The sequence below is a fragment of the Candidatus Poriferisodalis sp. genome, from assembly GCF_965219595.1.
Lineage (GTDB): Bacteria > Actinomycetota > Acidimicrobiia > Acidimicrobiales > Poriferisodalaceae > Poriferisodalis.
Map to the genome: position 1 here is coordinate 1,926,826 of NZ_OZ244781.1, position 22,937 is coordinate 1,949,762.

The 22,937-nt window shown below is 67.7% G+C and carries 23 protein-coding genes; 21 read left to right on the forward strand and 2 right to left on the reverse strand.

The annotated features are described in order from the left end of the window. The first annotated feature begins 67 nt into the window (after positions 1–67). From ACOQPE_RS08580 to ACOQPE_RS08650, 15 genes are all read left to right on the forward strand, one after another. On the forward strand, positions 68–286 hold the full coding sequence (locus ACOQPE_RS08580; RefSeq protein WP_420608512.1) for a biotin/lipoyl-binding carrier protein: 219 nt from the start codon (positions 68–70) through the stop codon (positions 284–286). A 30-nt stretch (positions 287–316) separates the two neighbouring features. Next, positions 317–997, forward strand: a complete 681-nt coding sequence (ccmA, locus tag ACOQPE_RS08585; protein ID WP_420608513.1) for a heme ABC exporter ATP-binding protein CcmA — start codon at positions 317–319, stop codon at positions 995–997. Further along, positions 987–1,655: a heme exporter protein CcmB gene (locus ACOQPE_RS08590; RefSeq protein WP_420608514.1), complete on the forward strand. Its 669-nt coding sequence runs from the start codon at positions 987–989 to the stop codon at positions 1,653–1,655. The genes ccmA and ACOQPE_RS08590 overlap by 11 nt, the downstream gene beginning before the upstream one ends. Positions 1,656–1,663: 8 nt before the next feature. Further along, positions 1,664–2,491, forward strand: a complete 828-nt coding sequence (gene ccsA, locus ACOQPE_RS08595) for a cytochrome c biogenesis protein CcsA (protein ID WP_420608515.1) — start codon at positions 1,664–1,666, stop codon at positions 2,489–2,491. Next, positions 2,488–2,655, forward strand: coding sequence for a hypothetical protein (locus ACOQPE_RS08600; protein WP_420608516.1), 168 nt, complete (start codon positions 2,488–2,490; stop codon positions 2,653–2,655). The genes ccsA and ACOQPE_RS08600 overlap by 4 nt, the downstream gene beginning before the upstream one ends. Beyond that, positions 2,648–3,211 carry a cytochrome c maturation protein CcmE gene (locus tag ACOQPE_RS08605; protein ID WP_420608517.1) on the forward strand — a complete coding sequence of 188 codons (564 nt, stop codon included), beginning with the start codon at positions 2,648–2,650 and terminating at the stop codon, positions 3,209–3,211. The genes ACOQPE_RS08600 and ACOQPE_RS08605 overlap by 8 nt, the downstream gene beginning before the upstream one ends. Next, positions 3,208–5,172: a heme lyase CcmF/NrfE family subunit gene (locus ACOQPE_RS08610; RefSeq protein ID WP_420608518.1), complete on the forward strand. Its 1,965-nt coding sequence runs from the start codon at positions 3,208–3,210 to the stop codon at positions 5,170–5,172. The genes ACOQPE_RS08605 and ACOQPE_RS08610 overlap by 4 nt, the downstream gene beginning before the upstream one ends. 89 nt (positions 5,173–5,261) lie before the next feature. Beyond that, positions 5,262–5,972 carry a TlpA family protein disulfide reductase gene (locus tag ACOQPE_RS08615; protein ID WP_420608519.1) on the forward strand — a complete coding sequence of 237 codons (711 nt, stop codon included), beginning with the start codon at positions 5,262–5,264 and terminating at the stop codon, positions 5,970–5,972. Between the two features lie 59 nt (positions 5,973–6,031). After that, positions 6,032–7,222: a cytochrome c-type biogenesis protein CcmH gene (locus tag ACOQPE_RS08620; protein WP_420608520.1), complete on the forward strand. Its 1,191-nt coding sequence runs from the start codon at positions 6,032–6,034 to the stop codon at positions 7,220–7,222. Positions 7,223–7,382: 160 nt separating this feature from the next. After that, positions 7,383–8,567, forward strand: a complete 1,185-nt coding sequence (locus ACOQPE_RS08625) for an Mrp/NBP35 family ATP-binding protein (protein WP_420608521.1) — start codon at positions 7,383–7,385, stop codon at positions 8,565–8,567. Then, a complete protein-coding gene (locus ACOQPE_RS08630) occupies positions 8,564–10,198 on the forward strand; it encodes a protein adenylyltransferase SelO (protein ID WP_420608522.1) in 1,635 nt (544 codons plus the stop codon). Before ACOQPE_RS08625 ends, ACOQPE_RS08630 begins: the two co-directional genes overlap by 4 nt. Before the next feature lie 606 nt (positions 10,199–10,804). Beyond that, on the forward strand, positions 10,805–11,992 hold the full coding sequence (locus ACOQPE_RS08635; protein WP_420608523.1) for a hypothetical protein: 1,188 nt from the start codon (positions 10,805–10,807) through the stop codon (positions 11,990–11,992). Between the two features lie 41 nt (positions 11,993–12,033). Continuing rightward, a complete protein-coding gene (locus ACOQPE_RS08640; protein WP_420608524.1) occupies positions 12,034–12,273 on the forward strand; it encodes a hypothetical protein in 240 nt (79 codons plus the stop codon). Between the two features lie 382 nt (positions 12,274–12,655). Then, a complete protein-coding gene (locus ACOQPE_RS08645; RefSeq protein WP_420608525.1) occupies positions 12,656–13,375 on the forward strand; it encodes a hypothetical protein in 720 nt (239 codons plus the stop codon). 135 nt (positions 13,376–13,510) lie between these two features. Further along, the gene (locus tag ACOQPE_RS08650) at positions 13,511–13,783 is read left to right on the forward strand and encodes a hypothetical protein (RefSeq protein ID WP_420608526.1); all 273 of its coding nucleotides are present in this window, start codon (positions 13,511–13,513) and stop codon (positions 13,781–13,783) included. 621 nt (positions 13,784–14,404) lie between these two features. Here ACOQPE_RS08650 and ACOQPE_RS08655 read toward each other — a convergent pair. Further along, positions 14,405–14,629 (reverse strand): hypothetical protein, encoded by a 225-nt coding sequence (locus tag ACOQPE_RS08655; protein WP_420608527.1) that lies wholly within the window; start codon positions 14,627–14,629, stop codon positions 14,405–14,407. A gap of 378 nt (positions 14,630–15,007) precedes the next feature. On the opposite strand from ACOQPE_RS08655, the gene ACOQPE_RS08660 reads away from it, so the two are divergent. From ACOQPE_RS08660 to ACOQPE_RS08670, 3 genes are all read left to right on the forward strand, one after another. After that, a complete protein-coding gene (locus ACOQPE_RS08660; RefSeq protein ID WP_420608528.1) occupies positions 15,008–16,150 on the forward strand; it encodes an ATP-binding protein in 1,143 nt (380 codons plus the stop codon). A 580-nt stretch (positions 16,151–16,730) separates the two neighbouring features. Then, positions 16,731–17,141 carry a hypothetical protein gene (locus ACOQPE_RS08665; protein WP_420608529.1) on the forward strand — a complete coding sequence of 137 codons (411 nt, stop codon included), beginning with the start codon at positions 16,731–16,733 and terminating at the stop codon, positions 17,139–17,141. Further along, entirely contained in the window at positions 17,092–18,060 is a 969-nt protein-coding gene (locus ACOQPE_RS08670) for a hypothetical protein (RefSeq protein WP_420608530.1), read from the forward strand. Before ACOQPE_RS08665 ends, ACOQPE_RS08670 begins: the two co-directional genes overlap by 50 nt. A 1,633-nt stretch (positions 18,061–19,693) precedes the next feature. On the opposite strand, the gene ACOQPE_RS08675 is transcribed toward ACOQPE_RS08670, so the two are convergent. Then, positions 19,694–20,476 carry a recombinase family protein gene (locus ACOQPE_RS08675; protein ID WP_420608531.1) on the reverse strand — a complete coding sequence of 261 codons (783 nt, stop codon included), beginning with the start codon at positions 20,474–20,476 and terminating at the stop codon, positions 19,694–19,696. Between the two features lie 169 nt (positions 20,477–20,645). Between ACOQPE_RS08675 and ACOQPE_RS08680 the strand changes: the two genes are divergently transcribed. The 3 genes from ACOQPE_RS08680 to ACOQPE_RS08690 all read left to right on the forward strand — a co-directional run bounded on the left by ACOQPE_RS08680 (position 20,646) and on the right by ACOQPE_RS08690 (position 22,822). Continuing rightward, on the forward strand, positions 20,646–20,876 hold the full coding sequence (locus tag ACOQPE_RS08680; RefSeq protein WP_419914519.1) for a DUF3107 domain-containing protein: 231 nt from the start codon (positions 20,646–20,648) through the stop codon (positions 20,874–20,876). A gap of 7 nt (positions 20,877–20,883) precedes the next feature. Beyond that, entirely contained in the window at positions 20,884–22,494 is a 1,611-nt protein-coding gene (locus ACOQPE_RS08685) for a sensor histidine kinase (protein ID WP_420608532.1), read from the forward strand. A 103-nt stretch (positions 22,495–22,597) separates the two neighbouring features. After that, entirely contained in the window at positions 22,598–22,822 is a 225-nt protein-coding gene (locus ACOQPE_RS08690) for a hypothetical protein (protein WP_420608533.1), read from the forward strand. Positions 22,823–22,937: the final 115 nt, after the last annotated feature.

Here is a 22,937-nt window from a genome sequence, read left to right on the forward strand (position 1 = left end):
TGCGGCAGCAAGTGGCCCTGTAGCTTTGCGCCGGCCCTTCGCCCCGGGTCTGTGGAGGAGAGACGACGTGCTGGACGTTCGAGCTGAGTTGACTGCGACCGTGTGGAAGGTGGTCGCCGAGGTGGGCACCGCCGTAGCTGCCGGCGACGAATTGCTCATCCTCGAGTCAATGAAGATGGAGATCCCGGTGACCGCCCCCGAAGGCGGCACGCTCGCGGAGATGCACGTGTCCGAAGGCGATTCCGTTGCCGAAGGCGATGTGCTTGCGGTGGTCGCCACGTCCTGAACAGACGCGCGGCCGTAGCCTTGACGTTCCGTGGGCGCTGCCGTTGCCTTCGAGGGCGTCGTTGCCCTGCTGGACCGCTTTCCCGCATTGGCGGGCGTGGACCTCAGCGTGCAAGCCGGCGAGATGGTGTGCCTGAGAGGACCCAACGGAGCAGGCAAGAGCACGTTGCTGCGGGCCTGCGCGGGGCTCGTGCCCGTGCGGGGCGAGCGCGCCGAGGTGCTCGGCTTTGACCTGAGAGCGCAGCGTCGCTCGGTCCGGCCTCACGTGGGACTGCTGGGGCATCGGTCACCCCTGTACGGCGATCTGCGGGTCGACGACCAGCTGCGCCACTGTGCCGACGTACACCGTGCCGAGGCGCCTGAGGTTGCCGCCGCGATCGAGCGCTTTGGACTCGGCGGCCGTCTTGGCGATGTCGCCATTCGACGGCTGTCGGAAGGCCAGCAGCGGCGCGTGGCGCTGGCGTGCCTCACCATTGCGCGCCCGCGGCTGTGGCTGCTGGATGAGCCGCATGCTGGGCTTGACATCTCGAGCCGGGATGCGCTCGACGAGCTGCTGGCTGACGCCGTCACCGCAGGCGCCACCGTGATGTTCGCAACGCACGAGACGGGCCGCTCCCGCGTTGCGGCCGCTCGCCAGGTGATGCTGGCCGGCGGCCGCGTCGAGCCGACTGCGCCCCCAGATTCTCAGGACGGCGTGACCGATGTGGCGTGAGATCTGGCTCGTCTGCCGCAAGGACCTGATCATCGAGTGGCGGGCTCGCGTCACTCTCATCCAGATCGTCCCGACTGTGCTGCTGGTGCTGGTCGTCTTCGCATTCGCTCTCGACGCGAACCCCTCGTTGCTGGGTGCGGGCGCAGGCGGCCTGTTCTGGGTAGCGGTGCTCTTCGGAGCCGTGCTCGGGGCAAAGCGCAGCTTCGACATCGAAGCCGAAGGCGGGAACCTCGATGGTCTGCGCCTCGGAGGGCTCGTGCCTGCGGCCATCCTCTGGGGCAAGGCGGCGGCGCTGGCCCTGCAGCTCGTGCTCGTCGGCGTCTTCGCCGCCGCGGGCCTGCTGGTGCTCTACTCGGTGTCGGTCCAGGATTGGCTGCTGATCGTGGTTGCAGGACTGTGCGGCATGGCTGCGTTCGCCATCTGCGGGACGCTGTACGGGGCGATGACAGTAGGTCTGCGGTCGGCGGATACCCTGCTCCCGCTGCTGCTGATCCCGGTGGCAGCACCGGTGCTCTTGGCCGGAACCCGTGCGTTCGACGTGGCGCTCGGGACCAGCGCCGACCAAGGCTGGAGCTGGACAGCACTGCTCGCAGTGGTGCTCGTCACCTACATCGCAGTGGGCTGGGCGGCAGCCGGTCCGCTGCTGGAAGACGCCTGAGTCGCCCGATGATCGAGACCCCTGAGCCCGACCTTCGCCAGCAGGCGCAGCGAGCCGGCTCCCTGACGATGACCGGCAGCGTCGCCACTCGGGTGCTCGGCGTGGTCGCGATCGCCGCTGTCGGCGTGATGGCGCTGCTGGCGCTGTGGATCTCGCCCGCCGATGTGGTCCAAGGCGACGCAGTGCGGCTCATGTACGTCCACGTGCCCTCCATCTGGGTCGCGTATGGAGGCTTTGTGCTGACCGCATTCGCCAGTGCCAGGGTGCTGTGGCGGACCCGAAGCGGCGCCGGCGGCACCTACGGCGTCATCGCCGATCGGCATGCCCGGCGGTGGGACCGCGTCGCCGGTGCGGCCGCCGAACTTGGCGTGCTGTTCACGGCCCTCACGCTGGTGACCGGTTCGCTCTGGGGAAAGGTGACCTGGGGCACCTACTGGCAGTGGGACGCCAGGCTCACCACGACCGTGCTGCTGTTCGTCACCTACCTGGGGTACTTGGCGCTGCGCCGTCTCCCGGCCGAGTCGCGTGCCCGGGCCCGCAGGTCGGCGGTGATGGCACTCATCGCGGTCGTCAACCTGCCGATCGTGCACTACTCGGTGGACTGGTGGCGCACGCTGCATCAAGAGGCCAGCCTGAACCTCGAGCCCGGAGGCGACCGCAACATCACCGGTGAGATGTACTGGACGCTGCTGTATTCCTGGGCCACGTTCACGGTGGTGGCGCTGTGGATCGGCATCCACCGCTACCGGGTGCTGCGCCTCGAGGAACTCGCCGAGGAGGCATCGCTGGAAGAACTCCTCGCCCAGCGCCGTGACGAGCAGGCGGCGGGCCGATGACCCACGCGGCAAACGTGATCTCGGGCTACGTGCTCGCAGCCGTCGCGACGGCCGCCTATGTCGGCTGGGTCATTCGCCGTGGACGCACGCTCGGTCGGGACTTGGGGATCGGCGCGCGAGGCCCCGTGCCCGAGGTCGCCGACGAGTCGCGTCCCCATGACTGACCTCAGCCCGCGGCACCCGCTGGAGGCACCCGATGACCGCGCGGCGGTGCGCCGGCAGATGGGGCGCCGGCGCAAGGTCGTGATCGGCGCCTTCGTGCTGTTGCTGCTCATCGCCGGTGGGGCGGCAACGGTTGCCGGCCTGCGCAACGCCACGCTGTTCTTTCGCAATGCCGACGAGGCGATCGCGGAACGGGTCGAGCTGGATGATCGTCGCTTCCGCCTGCAAGGACGGGTGGTGCCGGCTTCGGTGGCGGTCGACGGCGGCGTGACCACCTTCGAGGTGATTCACAACTGCGCATCGGTCGCGGTGCGTCACTCGGTCGATCCTCCGGACCTGTTCGAGTCGCCGTGGATACCGGTGGTGCTCGAAGGGCGCTGGGTGCCCGGAGACGTCGTGACGGTTGCCGGCCGCGACACCCACTTCTTCTCGAGCGACAACATGCTCGTGAAGCACACCAACGAGTACGCAGCAGCCAACGCGGACCGCATCGGTGATCCCGACGAGCCACCCGAGGGCTTCCTCGACGACTGCCCATTCGAGGTGCCCCGGCTGTGATCGCCGTGCTGGGCACGCTCGGCGTGGCCGTCGGCCTCGTCAGCGCGCTCGGCGGTGCCGCAACGCTGGTTGCAGCCAGAGCACTCCGTGAGCCCGAGCGGTGCCGCCAGGCGCTGGCATGGATCGCGGCCATGGCCGGCGGCTGCGTGCTGGCCGTGGGAGCGATGGAGTTCGCGCTGCTCAACGACGACTTCTCGCTCGCGTATGTGGCGCGCAACTCCACCATCGCCACGCCGCTCATCTACAAGATCGCCACGCTCTGGGGCGCGCTCGAAGGATCCATCCTGCTGTGGGCGCTCGTGCTGTGCGGCTATGTGAGCACCGCGGCATGGCGCTTCCGTGCCCGGATGTCAGAACCGACGGTCGCTTGGGCGCTCGCGGTGATGCTGGGCGTGTGCATCTTCTTCTTCGCCCTGCTCGCCGGGCCGGCAAATCCGTTCGGCACGCTCGCCGACCCGCCGGCGGACGGCGGCGGCCTGAATCCGCTGCTGCGCAACCACCCGCTGATGGCCATTCATCCCGTGATGCTGTACCTGGGGTACGTCGGGTTCACCGTGCCGTTTGGGTTCGCGGTGGCTGCGCTCATCACCGGCCAGTTCGACAGCCGCTGGCTGGCCGATACCCGCCGCTGGACGCTGGTGGCCTGGGGCAGCCTGGGCGCAGGAATCATGCTGGGCGCCTGGTGGTCCTACGAGGTGTTGGGCTGGGGCGGGTACTGGGCGTGGGATCCCGTCGAGAATGCCTCGCTGCTGCCGTGGCTGACCGCCACCGCCTTCGTGCATTCGCTCATCACCCAGCAGCGCCGCCAGATGCTGCGCGTGTGGAACCTGTCGCTGCTCATCGTGACGTTCGCGCTGACGATCTTCGGCACGTTCCTCACACGCTCGGGCGTGCTCGAATCGGTGCACGAGTTCAGCGAGTCATCGCTGGGGCCGATCCTGCTGGCGTTCTTCGCGGTGATCGTGGTGAGCGGGGTGGTGCTGGTGGCGTGGCGCGGCGAGGCGCTGCGAAACCCGGCCAGCCTGCGGTCGATCTGGTCACGGGAAGGGTCGTTCCTCGGCAACAACCTGCTCTTCGCCGTCGCAGCATTCGTGGTGATGCTCGGCACGGTCTTCCCGCTCCTGGCCGAGGCGGTCGCGGCCGAGCGCCTGGCTGTGGGGCGGCCGTACTTCGACCGGATGCTCGCGCCGGTCGGGATCGCACTGCTCGGCCTCATGGCACTGTCGCCGGCGCTCAATTGGCGCGACACCCCGGCTGAGCTTCGCTCGAAGCGGCTCGTGTGGCCCGCGGCGGCAGGGGCACTGACCATGGTGCTGTCGGTATGGGCGGGAGCGCACGGTCTGTGGCAGGTGTTGGCGCTGGGCATGGGCGGCTTCGTCATCGGCAGCGCGGCGCGGCTGCTGTGGCTGGGCGTGCGGCGCAATGGCTGGCGCGGCCTGCTGGGACGGACCGGCGGCGGCATGATCGCCCACATCGGCGTCGCCGTGATCGCCTTCGGGTTCATCGCGTCGAGCGCCTACGGGTCTGAAGGCGAGTTCACGCTGTCGCCGGGGGAGTCCGGCGTGGTCGCGGGCCACCAAGTCACCTACTTGGGGCTCACCGATGAAATAGAGAACGGCAACCGGGTCGTGCGGGTGCGCGTGGACGTCGAGGACCGGGGCATCTTCGAGCCGGCGGTGACACGTTTCGCCGAATTCGGTCAGCCGATCTCGACGCCGTCTGTGGCGACGAGCCTGATCGACGATGTGTACCTGTCGCTGGCCACCATCCCCGAAGAGGGAGACAGCGACGTAGCGCTGCGCGTGCTGATCAAACCGCTCGTGGCGTGGATGTGGCTGGGCGGTGCCGTGCTCGTGCTCGGCATTGCCGCTGCGCTTGTGCCGACTCGCATCGGCGCACGCGACCGCGTCCCGCGCCGCACTGGCTCAACTGCGGATTCCGTCGGGGCGCGCGAGTCGTGATTCCGCCATCCAACGATGCGTCGCGCGTTGAGCCGCAGGCTCCATCCGGCAACAGCAGCGACTCGGGAAGGCGACGGAGCCGCTCGTGGGTGCGGGTTGCTGCAGTGCTCGTGGGTCTGGTGGCCGTCGGCTTGATCGCACTGCTGGCGACACGTGATTCTGACGGCGGCAGCATCCGTGCCGCGAGCCCGCTCATCGGCGAGTTGGTCCCGCCCTTGCGCGGCGAGCTCATCTGGCCGCCCGAGTCGTTCTTCGATGCCGGCGGCGCGCAGGCCCTGCCGGGGGTGCGGATCGGTCCCGATGACGTGGCGCGTTTCGACATCGACGCCGTGGGCCCGCTGTCGTCGAATCCGCGGTGGGTGCTGGTCAACTTCTTTGCGTCGTGGTGCGTGCCGTGCGACCGCGAACACCCTGCGCTTGCGACGTGGGCAGCTCGCCATTCCCACGATGGCGTCTTGGTGTCCGTGCCGTTCGGCGACCGAACATCCGACGCGATTGCGTTCTACGAGCGCCTCGGCGGCGACTGGTCGGTCGTCGACGATCCCGATTCCCGCTGGGCGGTGGAGTTCGGCGTGCTGCGGCCGCCCGAGTCGTTCCTGATCACACCCGACGGCATCGTGGCAGCTCGCTGGCAGGGGCAGATCAGCGCCGACGATCCCGACGCGGTCATCGATCTATTGCTGGGCGCCGCGAATGGTGATGCAGCAGCCCCATCATCTCCCGCTCTTGTCTCCAGTTCTGATTGGACACGGGCTCACGGGCCGCTCGGGCCCGGCGCTCAGCCTCTGGGCCCACCATGAGCGACTTAGGAGCAACATCGCAAACGCAGCCGATTGCACCGAGCCGAGGCGGTTCAGGAATGCGGCGCATTGGCTGGCTGGCCGTGACCGCTGTGGCCATCGTCGCTGCAGTGCTCGCCGCGACGGCGACGCGCCCGCCGGCGACAGAGGCCGAGCGTGCGTATGAGCTGAAGGAGGCGACGCTCTGCCCGGTCTGCGACGGCCAGAGCGTGCTCGAGTCGAATGCTCCAGCGGCGGCAGCCATGCGCCGGCAGATCGACACGTGGGTGGATGCTGGCCGCAGCGATACCGAGATCAGGGCCGACCTTGCCGCCGCCTACGGCGACGACGTGAACGCGCTGCCGCCGGGGGAGGGGGTGGGCACGCTCGTGTGGGCGCTGCCGGTGGCCGCCTTCGCCGCGGCCGCAGCAGGGTTGTGGGCCGCGACCCGCCGCTGGAAAGCCCGCGCCGTCGCACCCGATGCTGGCGGGGATCGGTCTGATGGCGACGGCGCCGAGGCCGAAGGCGGCACAGTCGGGGACGCATCCACCGCAGCCGGCGACCTCGATCTGCCGGGCAGGCGTGGCCGCGGAACCGGCTGGCGCAACGCGACGGTGGTCACCGTCGGTGCACTGGTGCTCGTCGGAGCAGTCGCGGGCGTGTTGGTGGCGCGCTCGGCAGGGCTGCGCCTGTCGGGCGAGACCCTGACGGGCGACATCGACCGCTCAGCCCGCTCGCTGCTCGTCGATGCACAGCGCCAGTTCGCCGCAAATCAACTCGATGAGTCCCGCGCCACGCTGGAGGAGATCTTCCGGCTCGATCCCGACCTGCGCGGCGCTCTGGTGCTGTCAGCCCGCCTGCACCTGCGTCACTGCGAGTCGGTGTCTTCGCAGGAGCCGTCCGGTGCTGGCGAGGCGACCGATGCTCCCTCAGCCGAATGCGATCTGCAGTCGGCCCTCGTGGATCTGGACCGCGTCCTCGCTGACGACCCCAGCGACACCGAGGCACTGGCGTTGCGCGGCTGGCTGCTGGTGCGCATCCCCGACCGCGAACTCATCGTCGCCGGCATCGCGTCGCTGGACGCCGCCGTGGCGCTCGACCCCGGAGAGTTCGATCCGTGGGTCTTCCGCGGCTACACAGCCCGCTTCATCGAGCGCGACCTCGAAGCTGCCATCGGCTACTACGGCGCAGCGCTGCAACGCAACCCGCCCCCCGCAATGGCCGCCGCCCTCGAAACCGCAATCACCGAAATGCAAGCCGAACTCGAATAACCGACCGCAGATCGGCCGCGAGAGCGCTCAGTCGAGCGAGTGCGATGCGCTGCGGCCGACGTCGGTTGCGGCAGTAGCGTGCTTGTCGAACGGCAGGTGCGGCTGCAACGCCGGTGCAGTCACCGCGCGGCAAGCGATCGCAACCGGTCAGGGGCACCCAGTGAAGGGCAAGCGTCGAGGGTCAGCCGCTAACGGCGGCCCAGCCAGCGTCACCGATCAGCAGCTGGCCGCTGCCGTCGCCGACGTGATCGATCCCGAGCTGCGCCGGCCCATCGGCCAGATGGGCATGCTGCGCGCTGCCGCGGTGGCAGGCCGAGCCGGGCAGGTGCTGGTCGCACTTCCGTCGAATGACTGGCCGGCTGCTGGCCACGTTTCGCACGCCGTGACCGAGGCAGGACTCGCCCTCGAGGGCATCGACGACGTGGTCGTGGAATTCACCGTCATGGACGAGGCCGAGCAGTCGACGTTGCGGGCCCAGCTCATCGGCGATCCGGCGGCCACCGCGGGCACCCAGGCCGGCCACGGACACGCCGAAGGCCGTGAGGTGCCGTTCGCCCAGGCAGGCAACAAGACCCGCGTGCTGCTGGTAGCCAGCGGCAAGGGCGGCGTCGGCAAGTCCAGCGTGACGGTCAACCTCGCGATAGCGCTGGCCCAGCGCGGCACGCGCACGGCCGTCATCGATGCCGATGTGTGGGGTTTCTCCATTCCCCGGATGCTCGGCGTGCAGCGCCCGCCCACCGTGATCGACCAGATGGTGGTGCCCACCGAGGCGCACGGCGTGCGGTGCATGTCGATGGGCTTCTTCGCTCGCGAGGACCAGCCGGTCATCTGGCGTGGCCCGATGCTGCACAAGGCGCTCGAGCAATTCCTCACCGATGTCTTCTGGGACGAGCCCGACCATCTGCTGATCGATCTGCCGCCCGGCACCGGCGACATCTCGCTGTCGCTGGCGCAGTTCCTGCCCCGCTCGGAGATGCTGGTGGTGACCACGCCGCAGCCCGCCGCGCAGAAGGTGGCCCAGCGCGCTGCCCAGATGGCGGGGCGGGTCAATCTGCAGGTGCGGGCGGTGATCGAGAACATGAGCTGGTTCACGGGCGACGACGGCAAGCGCTACGAACTCTTCGGCTCCGGAGGCGGCCAGGCGCTCGCCGACGAGCTGGACGTGCCGCTGCTCGGGCAGGTGCCGCTGGTGCCGCAGTTGCGAGCCGGGGGAGACGAGGGCATGCCGATCGCCGCTGCGGATCCTGACAGCGAGACGGCCGGTGTATTCCAGAACATGGCACGCCTGCTCTGCGAGGAGCACCTGCCGACCCGCCGCTACAACGAGGGATTGAAGCTGCTGTGAGCATCACTGCAGCGCCGACGCCGATCGGCTCGCTCGACCAGCTCAGTTTCGACAATCGCTTCACTGCCGCGCTTCCCGCCGACCCCGACGCCGGCAACAACCGCCGGCAGGTAGTGGGCGCTTGCTACTCGAGGGTCGAGCCGACACCGGTGCCCGCACCGCACCTGCTGGCGCACAGCGCGGAGATCTTCGACCTGCTGGGCTTCGACACCGACCTGGCGAGCAACCCGGAGTTCGCCGCAGTGTTCGGCGGCAGCACGCTGCTCGACGGCATGGATCCGCATGCCCACTGCTACGGCGGCCACCAGTTCGGCAACTGGGCCGGTCAGCTCGGCGACGGCCGTGCGATCGCGCTGGGCGAAGTGGTGGATCGCAACGGCCAGCACCAGACGCTGCAGCTCAAGGGCGCCGGTCCCACGCCGTATTCCCGCACCGCCGACGGCCTGGCAGTGCTGCGCAGCTCGGTGCGCGAGTTCCTGTGCAGCGAGGCCATGGCGCACCTCGGCGTGCCGACAACCAGGGCGCTCAGCTTGGTGGCGACGGGCGGCATGGTGATGCGCGACATGCTCTACGACGGCAACGCCGAGCTCGAGCCCGGGGCGGTGGTGTGCCGGGTGGCGCCGTCGTTTGTGCGGTTCGGGAACTTCGAGATATTCGCTTCCCGCGGCGACATCGACACGTTGCGCACGCTGACCGACTTCGTCATCAGCACCGACTTCCCTGACCTGGCCGCCGGCGCCGGGTCCGGCAGGTCGTCGCCGGAGCGCTACGCGCAGTTCTTCGCCGAAGTGGTGCGGCACACGGCGGACATGGTGTGCGAATGGCTGCGGGTCGGCTTCGTGCATGGGGTGATGAACACCGACAACATGTCGATCCTGGGCCTCACGATCGACTACGGCCCCTACGGCTGGCTCGACAACTACGACCCCGACTGGACCCCCAACACCACCGACGCAGCCCACCGCCGCTACCGCTTCGGCACCCAGCCGGCCGTTGCGCAGTGGAATCTCATGCAGCTCGCCAATGCCCTGTATCCGCTGGTCGGCGAGGCCGAGCCGCTGCAGGCAGCCCTCGACGGCTACGTGCCCTACTTCGAGGCGCAATGGTCGGTGATGATGGCCGCCAAGCTCGGACTGCCGGCGCTGGAAACCGAAGCCGACCGCGAGCTGGCGAACGGTGTGCTGGAAGTGCTGCGGCTGGTCGAGACAGACATGACGGTCTTCTGGCGTCGGCTTGCCATAGTCGACACCGCCGAAGGCATCGATCCTGCCGAGCGCATTGCCCCGCTCGCCGACGCGTACTACCAGCCCTCGGAGGTCACCGACGAGCACCGCTCAGCCACGAGCGAGTTCGTCGAGCGCTACGCGGCACGATTGCGAGCGCTGGGCATCGCGGACGCCGCACGGGGCGGGGCGATGAACCGGGTCAATCCCAAGTACGTCCTCCGGAACTACCTGGCCCAGCTCGCCATCGACGCCGCCACAGGTGGCCGCCCCGAGGCCATCAACGAACTGCTTGACGTCATGCGCCGCCCTTACGACGACCAACCCGACCGGGAGTTCTACGCGGCAGTGCGCCCCGACTGGGCCCGCACCCGAGTCGGCTGCAGCCAACTCTCCTGCAGTTCCTAGCTCCGGCTGCTCATGGTGCGTACTGCTGCTCGGCACGTTGTCAACGCGACGGAGTCGGGGCCGCCTGCTCTTGTGAATTTTGTTGGCTTTGCAGATTTTGGCAAGTCGATGATCTGCACAGCGTCTGGTTGTTCCGGCTGTATCTCGTTGAATCTGGATTGAGTCCGCTCGCGCGCCAAGGCCGAGGCCCCGACGAGATATCGAAGTCAGGATCCCCGAGAGGCTGTCTCTGACGCTCTGAGAAGATCCATAACCGCTGGTCAGAGGCTGTTTCTGGCCGGTCGGTAAACGTTCGTATAGTAACCGGCCCCAACAGGCCCCGCAACCCGGTCGCACTGCTGCTGCGCCGCGACTCGGCGCGATGCGCTCCGAGGGACCAGCACCCGCCTAGCTGCTGGGTTTCCGCGCCGACACGCCCTGCTGGCCGAGTCACGCAGCCGACGGCCCCCAGGCATGCGTTGCGGCCCGTTTTGCGCGCTCGCAAAACGAACGATTCACGGCCGCGCCGGCCGCACGGACGGCACAGATGCATGGGTCCCTCCGTATCGGGCGACGCGGCCGTGGATCACACACAACCACCTGCATTGGCAACGGAGGACTCCCGCCATGACCAAACGAACCCTCGCGGCGCTGGCGGCGCTGCTTGTCGCCGCGTCCACGCTCACTGTCATCGCGGCAGCGCCCGCCGGCGCTCACGGCGTCACCGTGCGCCGCTGCGCCTATGACCCGTTCGCGGGCAATCAGTGCTGGAACGAGACGAGCTACAACCACTACCACACGCCCGTACAGCGAAATCTGACATGCGGCGAGGGGATGCTCGGCACCTACCCGAACTGCTACCCGGCCCCGTCCACCAACGAGAACCACGACCCCAACGCCGACAAAGACAACGACAGCGGCGGCGGCGATGACTCCGGCGGCGACGACGACTCCGGCGGCGACGGCAGCGGCTCAGGCTCCGGCTCGGGTGGCTCCGGCGACGATGGCGGGGGCAGCTCAGACGGAGATGACTCCGGAGAAGATGACTCGGGCGGCGGAGATGACTCCGGGGGAGATGACTCCGGCACCGGCGGCTCGGGTGGCTCCGGCACCGGCGGCACTACGACTACCACCACGAGCACCGACCCCTGTGGCGACTGGGCAAACGCCGTGATCGCAGCGGTCAACAAGAACAACGACGGCACCGGCACCTACACCGCGCCGCCAGCCGCGCCGGCGGCGTGCAAGGGCTCCACCACAAACGAGATGTTCAACAAGATCAAGAGCAAGCTCGCCGAAATAGGCCGCAAGATTTCTGAGTACCAGGGCGAGGCCGTCGAGGGCGAGCGCGAGGCAACCGAACAGGCGTACGAAGACCTTCGCAAAACGCTCAAAGCAGCCTGGAATTATGAGGTTCCGGGCTACGAATACTTGGATGCCACCAACGAGTTTCTCCTCTGCGCCGGTGTTGTCGCCATCTATGTCAGGACGAAGGGCAAGGCCGCCAAGATTCCCGGCTGGACACAAGTTGTGGCCGGTCTTGGCTGTACGAATGCGCTTGTTGCTCTGGAGATTCACTACCGTGACCCCGGCACCGGCAGCTCGGGTGGCTCCGGCTCAGGTGGCGGTAGCCAGCAGCCGACGCCTGATCCGAACGATCCTGACGGCGACTACGACGGCGACGGCACGACCTCGCGCGAGGAACTGAAGAAGGCGGATCAGAAGCTCTGGGACGAGGAGATCACCGATGAGGAATACATGCGGATTTGGCGCAAGTACGCCTGCGACCAAGGCGACACCCACGAATGCAGGTGAGGCGGGAAACGACGATGAGCGCCCCAAGCTACCCTGACACCATGAGCGCCGACGCCGCGACGCTGGCCCCGCTGCAGAAGAAACGCGAAGGCATGTGGCGCTGGTTGTCGTGGCTGTCGTGCATGTTGCCAGTCTTGTTTCTAGGCCAAGTGATTGCCCGACGGTCTTTGTGGGCCGGAGTGATGCTCATGCTTAGCGTCGCGATTGTCGGCATGGTCTACGAGTGGATCAAGCGCCGGCGCAACACCCACCGCGGGGCTGAGGCGGTTTCGTCGGGCTGACGTTCGGCGCTGCGGCCGTTCCCGTCGTTGTCGGAAGCGGCGGTGCTGCTGTCGCTGGCGGGGCGACGTTCGGCGGTGCGTGTAGTTACGCGGCATACAAAACCGAGTCGCTGCCGCTGCCGCAGCTGATCCCGGAAGGGTGGACCCCGCCGAGCGATGACAGCGGCTCGGGCGGCTCCAGCCAGCGGCCGACGCCGGACCCGAACGATCCCGACGGCGACTACGACGGCGACGGCAAGACCACGGCCGAGGAAGCGCACGAGGCAGCCCTCAGATACGAGGCCGGGGAGCTCACCGACGCGGAGTATTGGCGGATCATCTACAAGTCCTGGTGCGATCGTGGCGACAGCTACTACTGCAACAAGCGAGGCGGGAAACGACGATGAACACCGCGAACTACCCTGACACCACGACCGCCGAGGAGCACACCGACGTGGCAGCCACCACCAACGACCGCACCTACTCGCAGGCGCTGCGGCGGATGTCCTTGTGGCCATACCTGGGCTGCATGACTTTCCTGCCGATCTGGCTCTTTGGGATGGAGCGGGTGGCACCAGATCAGCGGCCGGTGCCGACCAGCGCAGCTGAATGGGCCTTGTTCACGGTCGCTGTCGCTGCTTGTGGGGCCGTGAGCTGGCTGGGTTTAGCTTGGCAGAAGCGGAGAAATCCCGAACGCTACGCAGCCTGCAAGGCTGTGATCGCCGCGAGACGGGCGGGCTTCTGGACTGGCTCCCTGACCGCCCGCCGCGCTGCCGATCCTGAGGTGACAGCGCAGAGTCCGAGCGGTTTCTGGGGCTTCGACCGGCGCAACGCCGGACGCGGTTTCATGGTGGTAGCTGTCGCCGTGCTTGTTCTGGGTCCCGCGGTTTTCTTGTGGTTGCCTCGGACGTTGTTCCTGATGCTTCTGGCACTTCTTGCGATGGTCGTTTTTCGGCGGATTGCGGTCGCCGGCGACCGTCCTGAAGCGGCCCGCAGGAGCGCTGCTATGGCCACGGGTGGCGGCGGCGGTCGCCCCCGTGTCGCCCAGCCGCCCGCAGTAGCGGCTGAGCGCCGCCCTGACAGTGAAGTGCCTGACAGGCGACGAGGGCGACGACCGGTCTAGCCGAGATCGTTTGCGGGACTCCTCCGAATCGGCTCATCAGGTCGGCGCTGAGGGGCCCTGCGCGTGCTTGTTCGGCGGAGGCGAGCATTACGACCGGCTGGCAGGCCAATGAGCGCCCCGAGCTACCCTGACACCGTGAACGCGGCACGGCAGCGCAAGATGCGTCACGGTGCTATGGAGCCGGAGTTCCCGTCGTGGTGGCGGCCTGACTTCACGTCTCGCTACGCGAGAGAGCGCCAAGCTCAGGCGTTCTATGTGACGATTCCGTTCGTCATTGCAGCGTTCTTGTTTCGGCAGCTAGTCGGCCTTGACTTCTATATGAGCTTTGCTGCCGCAGCTCCATTTGCGGCCATTGGCTGGCTCGGCTTGCGAGCACGGCTGAAATACCGCCGCGAACGCCACCTCTAGACCGCTAGCTGCTGGCTTGGCTCGCTGGCCTATTGGTCGGGGCAGCCGACGCGGATTGTTGGCAAACATCCTCATTGGAGCGCGTCGGCTGCCCTCGATACGCGGGCGCTGAGGGGTCCTGCGCAGTGGCAGGCCAATGAGCGCCGAGAGATATGCTGACTCCATGACCGTGACGCACAGCGACGGCCTGAGCACGGTGCAGCCGTTGAGGTGGCCGAGACTGTTTGCAGGTGCATTTGTTGGATCAATGGCGGCTCAGCTCATGATGTGGCTTGGCGTCCCGCCTCTAGTCGTAATGGCCGTCGTCCTGGGCTTCGGCGTCGTGTCGTATGTGCGGTTCGTGAGGCAGCAGCGGCGCAAGGCTGAGGCGGCTGCTGGGATTTTGTCAGGCTGACCGTCAGCGAGCGCCTGTAGCGCGTGCTGGTTCGGCGGCGCCGTTGTGATCGGACCGCTCGACTGGGCCGGGGCTCGGCGTGGCCGCAGCCGCGTGACTGGCTTCGTGAGGGAAGTGGCGCATGTCGCAGGCGGAGGGCCGCGAGGAGCGGCTGCACTCAACGCCGGTGGCCGTGGGCAGAGGCGGCACTCCCGGATATCAAGCCGCTGCGCTGAGCACAAGCGCCGTCAATGCCTCAGTTCTGTGCGGGCTCGGGCCAATTCAGTCTCGGTTAACTTCCCATGCACGGCTTCCCAATCTGCGACGACGTCGCTGAGGCCCCGGGTGAGGAGCCGACTGCATGCTGCCTCGGCCAGCCATACCGACACGCTCTGCTCCTTGGCTGCAGCGGCGTCACGAACCGCGGCCGCGAGTCTTGACTCAAGGGAGATGGTGAGGCGTTCGACGGCCACGGTCAGAATCGTACGCTTTCGTGACTGCAGGCGATCTCAGACTTCTCGGCTCAGGGCAACGAGTCTGGCGTCGCGACAAGCCAAGCCACCACCCACGCGATCGTCAGGCGATCGTCCGCAGCTGGGATCTGCACCACGGCTTCGGAGCCCGGAGGGGGCGTCCGGCACTGCGCCCCGACTGTGCCCGCACCCGAGTCGGTTGCAGCCAGCTCTCCTGCGGCTCCTGACCCGGCGCGCGGCGCTCAATAAAGAAAACAAAAACAATAAAGGAAACAAATACACTAAAGGTCGCAAAAGCTCCCCGTTGACAAGGGCCACGCACATGCAGAGAGGCAATTCAGCCCAAGCCCAGCCGCCCTGCCTGCAGAGGTCGCTGTGATGGCACACTCGCCGAACCCGTTTGCCCCGACATTCGGCAGAACTCCGCCAGTCATCGCCGGCCGTGACGACATTCTGGACTCGGTCTACGAAGCCCTCGCTACCGGCACCAATCACCCTGACTACACCTCGATCTTCTTCGGTGTGCGCGGAGCGGGCAAGACCGTCTTGCTCAATGCGGTCGAAGACATCGCCCGCGAACAAGGCTGGTTGACCATCTCCGAGGATGCCTCACGAGCTGGGCTCGTTGCCCGGATCGAACGGGCAGCGCACTTGCATCTCCGTGCGCTGCTCGGGCCGCCGAAGCGCCGGGTGCGGGGCGTCCAGGCCGCAGGGCTCGGTTTGGAATTGGACGACGCACCCTCGCTTGGCGACAGCGAAGGCCTGCGTGAAGCTCTCACGCGGCTCGGAGACCTGCTTGCCGAGCGCGGCACAGGGCTCATGATCACGATCGACGAGCTGTTGAGCGCCGATCGCGCCGAGATCAGGGAGTTCGGCTCGGTGATGCAGCACGTGTGCCGCCGTGAGGAGCGTCCCGTCGCCTTCGCGGGCGCCGCGCTGCCGCCGTTCGAGGAGTACATCGAGACCGAGGATCAGTCGGCATTCTTGCATCGCTGCTCGCGTCACAACGTCGGGCAACTCGGCCAGGTCGCCACTCGTTTGGCGATCGCGGGGCCAATCGTGCAACAAAGCCGCACGATCGACGACGGCGCGCTCGACGCAGCGTGCGCCGCGACATCCGGATACGCCTTCATGGTGCAACTCGTCGGCTTCTACAGCTGGGCAGCAGCACCCGCCGATTCGGAGCACATCACGCTTCGCCATGTCGAGAAGGGAATAGCCGAGGCCAATCAGCGTGTCAGCCGGGTGGTGCTCGTACCCGTCTGGAGAGACCTCTCGCCGGTCGACCGGCGCTTCTTGCGAGCGATGGCCGTCGATGATGCCGACTCAGGTCTCGCGGACATCGCCAAGCGTCTCGACGTGGATATCAGCTATGCAGGCGTCTACCGCCAGCGGCTCGTGCGCGCCGGCATGATCGTGGCCACCGCACGCGGACGCGTCGACCTCGCCCACAGCGCAGCACGCCAGTGGATCCGGGACATGCCACCAGAACCGCACGAGCAGCCACTCATGCCCGACTGACCCAAGATCCAGCCCCAGGATCGGTCCCGCACCGCGTCTGGACGACCGAGGCACCGAGCCCGCCTGATCGCTGAGCGTCACGGTCGGCCGGGGTACCGGCATTCTTGATGACCTTGGAACGCAACGCTCTAGCGATATCCCATTGAAATTGGTGGCCTGTCGGGCACCGCATTCAGGCTGCAAGCCCCGACCGAAGACGGGCATCAGACCCCGTCCGGCAGCCATAACCGCTGGTCAGAGGCTGTTTCTGGCCGGTCGGTAAACGTTCGTATAGTAACCGGCCCCAACAGGCCCCGCAACCCGGTCGCACTGCTGCTGCGCCGCGACTCGGCGCGATGCGCTCCGAGGGACCAGCACCCGCCTAGCTGCTGGGTTTCCGCGCCGACACGCCCTGCTGGCCGAGTCACGCAGCCGACGGCCCCCAGGCATGCGTTGCGGCCCGTTTTGCGCGCTCGCAAAACGAACGATTCACGGCCGCGCCGGCCGCACGGACGGCACAGATGCATGGGTCCCTCCGTATCGGGCGACGCGGCCGTGGATCACACACAACCACCTGCATTGGCAACGGAGGACTCCCGCCATGACCAAACGAACCCTCGCGGCGCTGGCGGCGCTGCTTGTCGCCGCGTCCACGCTCACTGTCATCGCGGCAGCGCCCGCCGGCGCTCACGGCGTCACCGTGCGCCGCTGCGCCTATGACCCGTTCGCGGGCAATCAGTGCTGGAACGAGACGAGCTACAACCACTACCACACGCCCGTACAGCGAAATCTGACATGCGGCGAGGGGATGCTCGGCACCTACCCGAACTGCTACCCGGCCCCGTCCACCAACGAGAACCACGACCCCAACGCCGACAAAGACGACGACAGCGGCGGCGGCGATGACTCCGGCGGCGACGACGACTCCGGCGGCGACGGCAGCGGCTCAGGCTCCGGCTCGGGTGGCTCCGGCGACGATGGCGGGGGCAGCTCAGGCGACGACGGAGGGTGAAGATGACGGCAGCGGCTCCGGCACCGGATCGGGCAGCGGCTCCGACGTATGCCCCGCCGGGCAGACCGGCACGCCGCCGAACTGCGCCGAGCCGAACAAGAACGGCAAGGGCGGTGGTTCGGGCGGCTCGGGCCAGCGGCCCACGCAGAGCGCTGTGAGGGCCGCGCTGGCGACGGGGTGGTCTTGGCTGAGCGGCGCTGTGAAATGGGTAGCCGACAACAACGCCGAGGTATCCGAGGCCGAGGCGAAGGCTTGGGAGGCGCAATCGGAAGCCACCAAGAACGCCGCTGCGTCCGCAGCGAAGGGAGCGGTCGCCGGGTTGGAAGCGTTCGTGAAGTCCCTCAGCGAGTCCGAGCGGCAGCGCATCAACGCCGACCTTGCGGCGGTCCGTTCCATGTTGCAGGGCTGGCAGAACCTCAACCCCGCAGCGCAGGCCGCTATCGGCGGCGTGGTGTGCTACGGAGCAGGCACAACTATCAGCGCTGGGACTGCCGGGGCCTTGACTCCGGGCGGTGCTGCGTTTGCTGGGGGATGTGCCACGTTGGCATATGGGTCCACCAAAGCGCCGCTGCCGCAGTTGATCCCGGAAGGGTGGACTCCACCGAGCGATGACAGCGGCTCCGGATCGGGCGGCTCCGGCTCCGACATGTGCCCCGACGGGCAGACCGGCACGCCGCCAAACTGCACCGAGCCGAACAAGAACGGCAAGGGCGGCGGTTCGGGCGGCTCCAGCCAGCAGCCGCAGCCGGACCAGAACGACCCTGACGGCGACTACGACGGCGACGGCAAGACCACGGCCGAGGAAGCGCACGAGGCAGCCCTCAGATACGAGGCCGGGGAACTCAGCGACGCGGAGTATTACCGGATCATCTACAAGTCCTGGTGCGACCGCGGCGACAGCTACTACTGCGGCAAGTGAGGCGGGAAACGACGATGGACGCCGCGAACTACCCTGACACCATGTCTGCGGGCACATCGACTGGGCCGTTTTGGCGGCTATTTGTGAAAAGGCTACGCCCTCGCGACCGCTGCGAACGGCTGGTCTTCCTCGCTACCGGAGCACCGGCCTCAGCAGCTGCCGGAGTGCTGACGGGCCTAGCAATCGGCTGGGTCCCGTTTCAGCTTCCTGTGTTCCTAGCGGCGACGGGAACGCTGGCGATTTACTGGCTGGCGGTTGTGCCGCTGCTGGCCCGCTGGCAGCGGCGGCGCGTTCCGAACGTCGAGCCGGCCACGCTCGGCAGAGCGCGGCCCGAGCCGCCAGCCGATCCGCGTCGTGTGGTGTACGGGTTTCGTGAGGCGGGTGCGTCGTGTGGCTGAGGCGGTTTCGTCGGGCTGACACGTCGGAGAGCGCTTGTAGCAGGCGCTGTGTGCGCTTGGGTGCGCTGTCGAGCGTGCTTGCCTGTGCCCGAGATCGTTTGCAGGACCCCTCAGAGTCGGCTCAGGCCGGCGCTGAGGGGTTTTGCGCGTGCTAGTTCGGCGGTGCCGTTGTGATCGGGCCGCTCGACGGGGCCGCCTTGGCGTGGCCGCAGCCGCGGGACTGGCTTCGAGAGGGACGCGGTGCACGTCGCTGGCGGAGGCAGCGAGGAGCGTGCGCTCAACGCCGGTGGCCGTGTGGCAGAAGCGGCGCTCCCGGACATCAAGCCGCCGCGCTGAGCACAAACACTGTCAGTGCCTCAGCTCTGAGCGCGCTTGGGCCACCTCAGTCTCGGTGAACTTCCCGTGCACGGCTTCCCAATCTGCGACGACGTCGCTGAGGCCCCGGGTGACGAGCCGACTGCGTGCTGCGGCCGAGCGGGACCGGCACCGGCCGAGCGCCAGGCGGCGACAGCCTGGACCGGCGCAGCCTGCCGTATTGCAGGCCCACGCAGTGGTTCGCGAACCCCGACCCGACCGACTGCAACCCGGGAGCGGAGGGCGACGAATGAACACCACGAACTACGCCGACGTCATGAACGTCGATGCCGAGGCACCGACCCAGCCGAAGAAGAGCGAATCTCGGGAAGAAATCTGGGGAGCCGTCCCTAGCTGGCCCTGTCTTGGGGGGTCTCGTTCGCTGGCTGACGGACTGGCGTTGGTGGATCGCCAGCACTCCCGACGTCGCCGCAATCATCCCGATTCTCATATGCGAGTACGGCTGGAAACGGCGAAGGCGCGAGGCTGAGGCGGGCCGGACCGGCACTGGTCGCCAGCGGAGTCCTACTCTGACGCCATGAGTGCAGCGCAGGCACAGCGGCTGTCGTGGCGGCAGTTTCTCACGATGCGTCCCCGCGACTGGCGCGAAGCGCTGGCAAGTTCGGGAGCGACCTGCTTGGCGTTGCTGTCCGCACATCGGTTGGCAGACGCAGAGGTGTTGCCCTTTGGATACTTGCTGTCATTCACGCTCGTGTCTCTCTTTCTGTTTCTCGCTCTCTGGCCGCCGCTGTTCGCGTGGATGCGGCGACGCACCCCGAGGCCGAGGGTCATTCGTTCTATGGGCGACACGACCCGCCGCCGTCGGCGTGAGTTCCCGCGGCCTTCGCCGGTTCCTGTTGAGGGTTCGTCGGGCTGACGGGTCAGCGAGCGCTTGGGGCGGATGCCGGACTGGTGGCATCTGCTGCCTTGGCTTCGGCTTCACGGTCGAGATGCAGCGTGTGCAGCGCACGTTTGACGGCCATGGGGTTCCATGGACGCTGCCGGTCGCCCGTGGCGCGAGGAAAGCGCTCTGCGGTGAGTGCGTCGGCAATTGCTCGCAGCGTCAGCCCATCGGCCGCCAGCGCCTTTGCACGCCGAGCTGCCGCCCGTGTCTCGTCGCTGACGGGACGACCCAGCCGCACCCCGACCGCAGCACGCTCTGCCAGAGCCAATCGAGTGCGCTCGGAAGTCATATCTCGCTCCATGCGCGCCATGGCGGCCATCACGGTGGCGACCATGCGCCCGGCGGGTGTGGTGGCATCGACGCCCAAGTCGAGCATCACCACCGACCATTCCTCCCGCTCTGCGCGGTCCATCAAATCGAGCACGTCGATGACGTTGCGCCCGAGCCGGTCGAGTCGCGAAACAACGAGCACCTTGGCAGGATCGGCGGGATCGGCCAGTCGGTTCAGCAGCTTGCTGAGCACGCGCCGCTTCTCAGGGGCCACCATCCCACTGGCGCCATTCTCTTCGTGGTGCTCCACGGCGAACTGGCCCAGGCGACTGGCGGCCCAGCCATCGATGGTGGACTGCTGCGCAGCAATACCCAGCCCGCTACGCGACTGCTCGGCCGTCGAGACACGCGCATAACCCAAGGCAACCGCCTCGAACGGCTGGGAACCCGCTGCGGACAATCGCTCTGAGGCGACAGATTTCGTGATCACTGGCTCACTATATAGAGAGTTATACCGTTGTATCCATGTGAGGGTGAAGACGCGGGCATGTTGCAGGCCTCTCACCCTTGTCGCACAAGCTGCCGAAAATGGGCGACGGCGCCGGGTGCACTCGGCGCGGCTCGGCGTTCGCGCCGAACCCCACCGGTAGCCTGCGGGCATGGACATCCGGATCGGCATCACGCACGGCGGTCGGGAGCTCAGCGTCGAGATCGACGACGAGGCTGCTGAAGACGCGGCGGCATCGCTCGAAGGCGCGCTCAGCGGCGACGACACGGTGCTCTGGCTGAACGATCGCAGCGGGCGCCGCGTCGGCGTGCCCATCGACAAGCTCGCCTACCTGGAGCTGGGTCCGGCCGGCGATCGGCGCATCGGCTTCGCAGCCGACTGAGATTCGGATGCGGGCGCCCGCAGACCGGCCGCTGCCCGCAGACAGCGTGCGCGACAACTCCGGCGACGGCCCGCGCGAGCACCTGCGCCGCCTGCTCGCATGGTGGTCGCTGCTGGCCGACCTGTCGTTCTCCGACCTGCTGCTCTTCGTGCCTGGACAGGTGACCGCACTCGACGAGCTGCCCGACAAAGTCGCCGACCATGACTCGAACCGCCCCGACGGCCCGCCCCGTCCGTGGCGCCGTCTCGGTCCCGAGACACCGCTGACCGTGATCGGCCAGATCCGGCCCACGACCGGCCGCACGCTGTACCGCGACGACCACATCGGGCTCTGCGTCGCCGCCGGCGAGCGGCCTTTGGTGTCAGAGGCATTCGCCCGCGGCGTCATCGTGACCGGCGAGGGCCTGCGCGTGCCAGGCGACCGGCGCGCACGCATCACTGCGGTGCCGGTGACGTTCGATGGCGTGACGATTGCCGTGATGAGCAGCGAGGTGACGCCGCGTTTCACCGACATCCGTGATCCCGGCGAGCTCGAGCGCACCTACATCGCGACGTTCGGACGCCTCGCCCGCATGGTCGCAGCCGGCTCATTTCCGTATCGGGGGGCCGATGTCACCCACGAAGAAGCCCCGCGGGTTGGCGATGGGCTGTTCCTGACCGACGAGACGACACGCATCGGATTCGCCACGCCCAATGCGGTCAGCGCCTTGCACCGCATCGGGGTTGGCGGCAATGTGCAAGGGCGCCGCGTGCGAGACCTTGATCTCGGACCGGACGTCGTGGGGCGGGCCATGAGCGGCGGGATCCCCGTGGTGGACGAAGTGGAGCACCAGTCAGTGACGGTGCAGTTGCAGGCGCTGCCGCTCACCGACACGCCCGTGCGCAACGCCCTGGTGCTGCTGCGTGACGTGACGGAGCTGCGGCGCCGCGACCGGCTGCTCATCTCGAAGGACGCCACGATCCGAGAGATTCACCACCGGGTCACCAACAACCTGCAGACGGTCTCGTCGCTTCTGCGTATCCAGGCTCGCCGCTTGGAGTCGCGCGAGGCGAATCGGGCGCTCGACGAGGCAGTGCGACGCATTCGTGCCATCGCGCTGGTGCACCAGACGCTGTCGACCGAGACCACCGACGATGTCGACTTCTGCGATGTGGCCGAGACGCTGACCGAGACGATGCGACAGAGCATCACGTTCCCGGAGCGGCCCATCGATTTCACCGTCTCCTGCGAAGCGGGGAGGCTGCGATCGCAGACGGCCACTTCGCTGGCCGTGGTGCTCAATGAGCTGCTCCAGAATGCTGTGGACCACGCCTTTCCCCAGTTGTGGGAGATCGAGGACCAGGCGCTTGAGGCGGCGCCGGCGCTCGACGAGAGCCCCATCGGCCACGTCGAGGTGGAGATCTCCCGGCCGTCGCCGGATCTGCTGTCGATGGTGGTGCGCGACGATGGTGTCGGCATCCGGGCCGACTACGACTCGCAGCGATCAGGCGGGCTCGGCACCTCGATCGTCCGGGCGCTGTGCGGGTCCGATCTCGGCGGCACCTTCGAGGTTCGGCGCCGGACGCCCCCGCCGGGGTCCGAAGCCGTAGTGCAGATCCCCCTGCGCACGCTCGCCTGACGACCGTTTGGGTGGTGGCTCGGCCCGCCGGGACACCAAGCTCGTTGCGCTGAGCCGTGACGTCTGAGATCGCCTGCAGTCACGAAGGCGTACGATTCTGACCGTGACCACCGAACGCCTCACTGTCTCACTCGAGTCAGGACTGGCGGCTGCGGTTAGCGAAGCCGCTGCAGCCAAGGATCCGAGCGTGTCCCTATGGCTGGCCGATGCAGCACGCAGTCGGCTTGTCACCCAGGGCCTCAGCGACGTCGTCGCAGATTGGGAAGCCGTGCACGGGAAGCTCACCGAGACTGAATTAGCCCAAGCGCGCTCAGAGCTGAGGCACTGACAGCGTTTGTGCTCAGCGCAGCGGCCTGATGTCCGCGAGCGCCGCTTCTGCCACGCGGCCACCGGCGTTGAGCGCAGCCGCTCCTCGCTGCCCTCCGCCAGCGATGTGCACCACA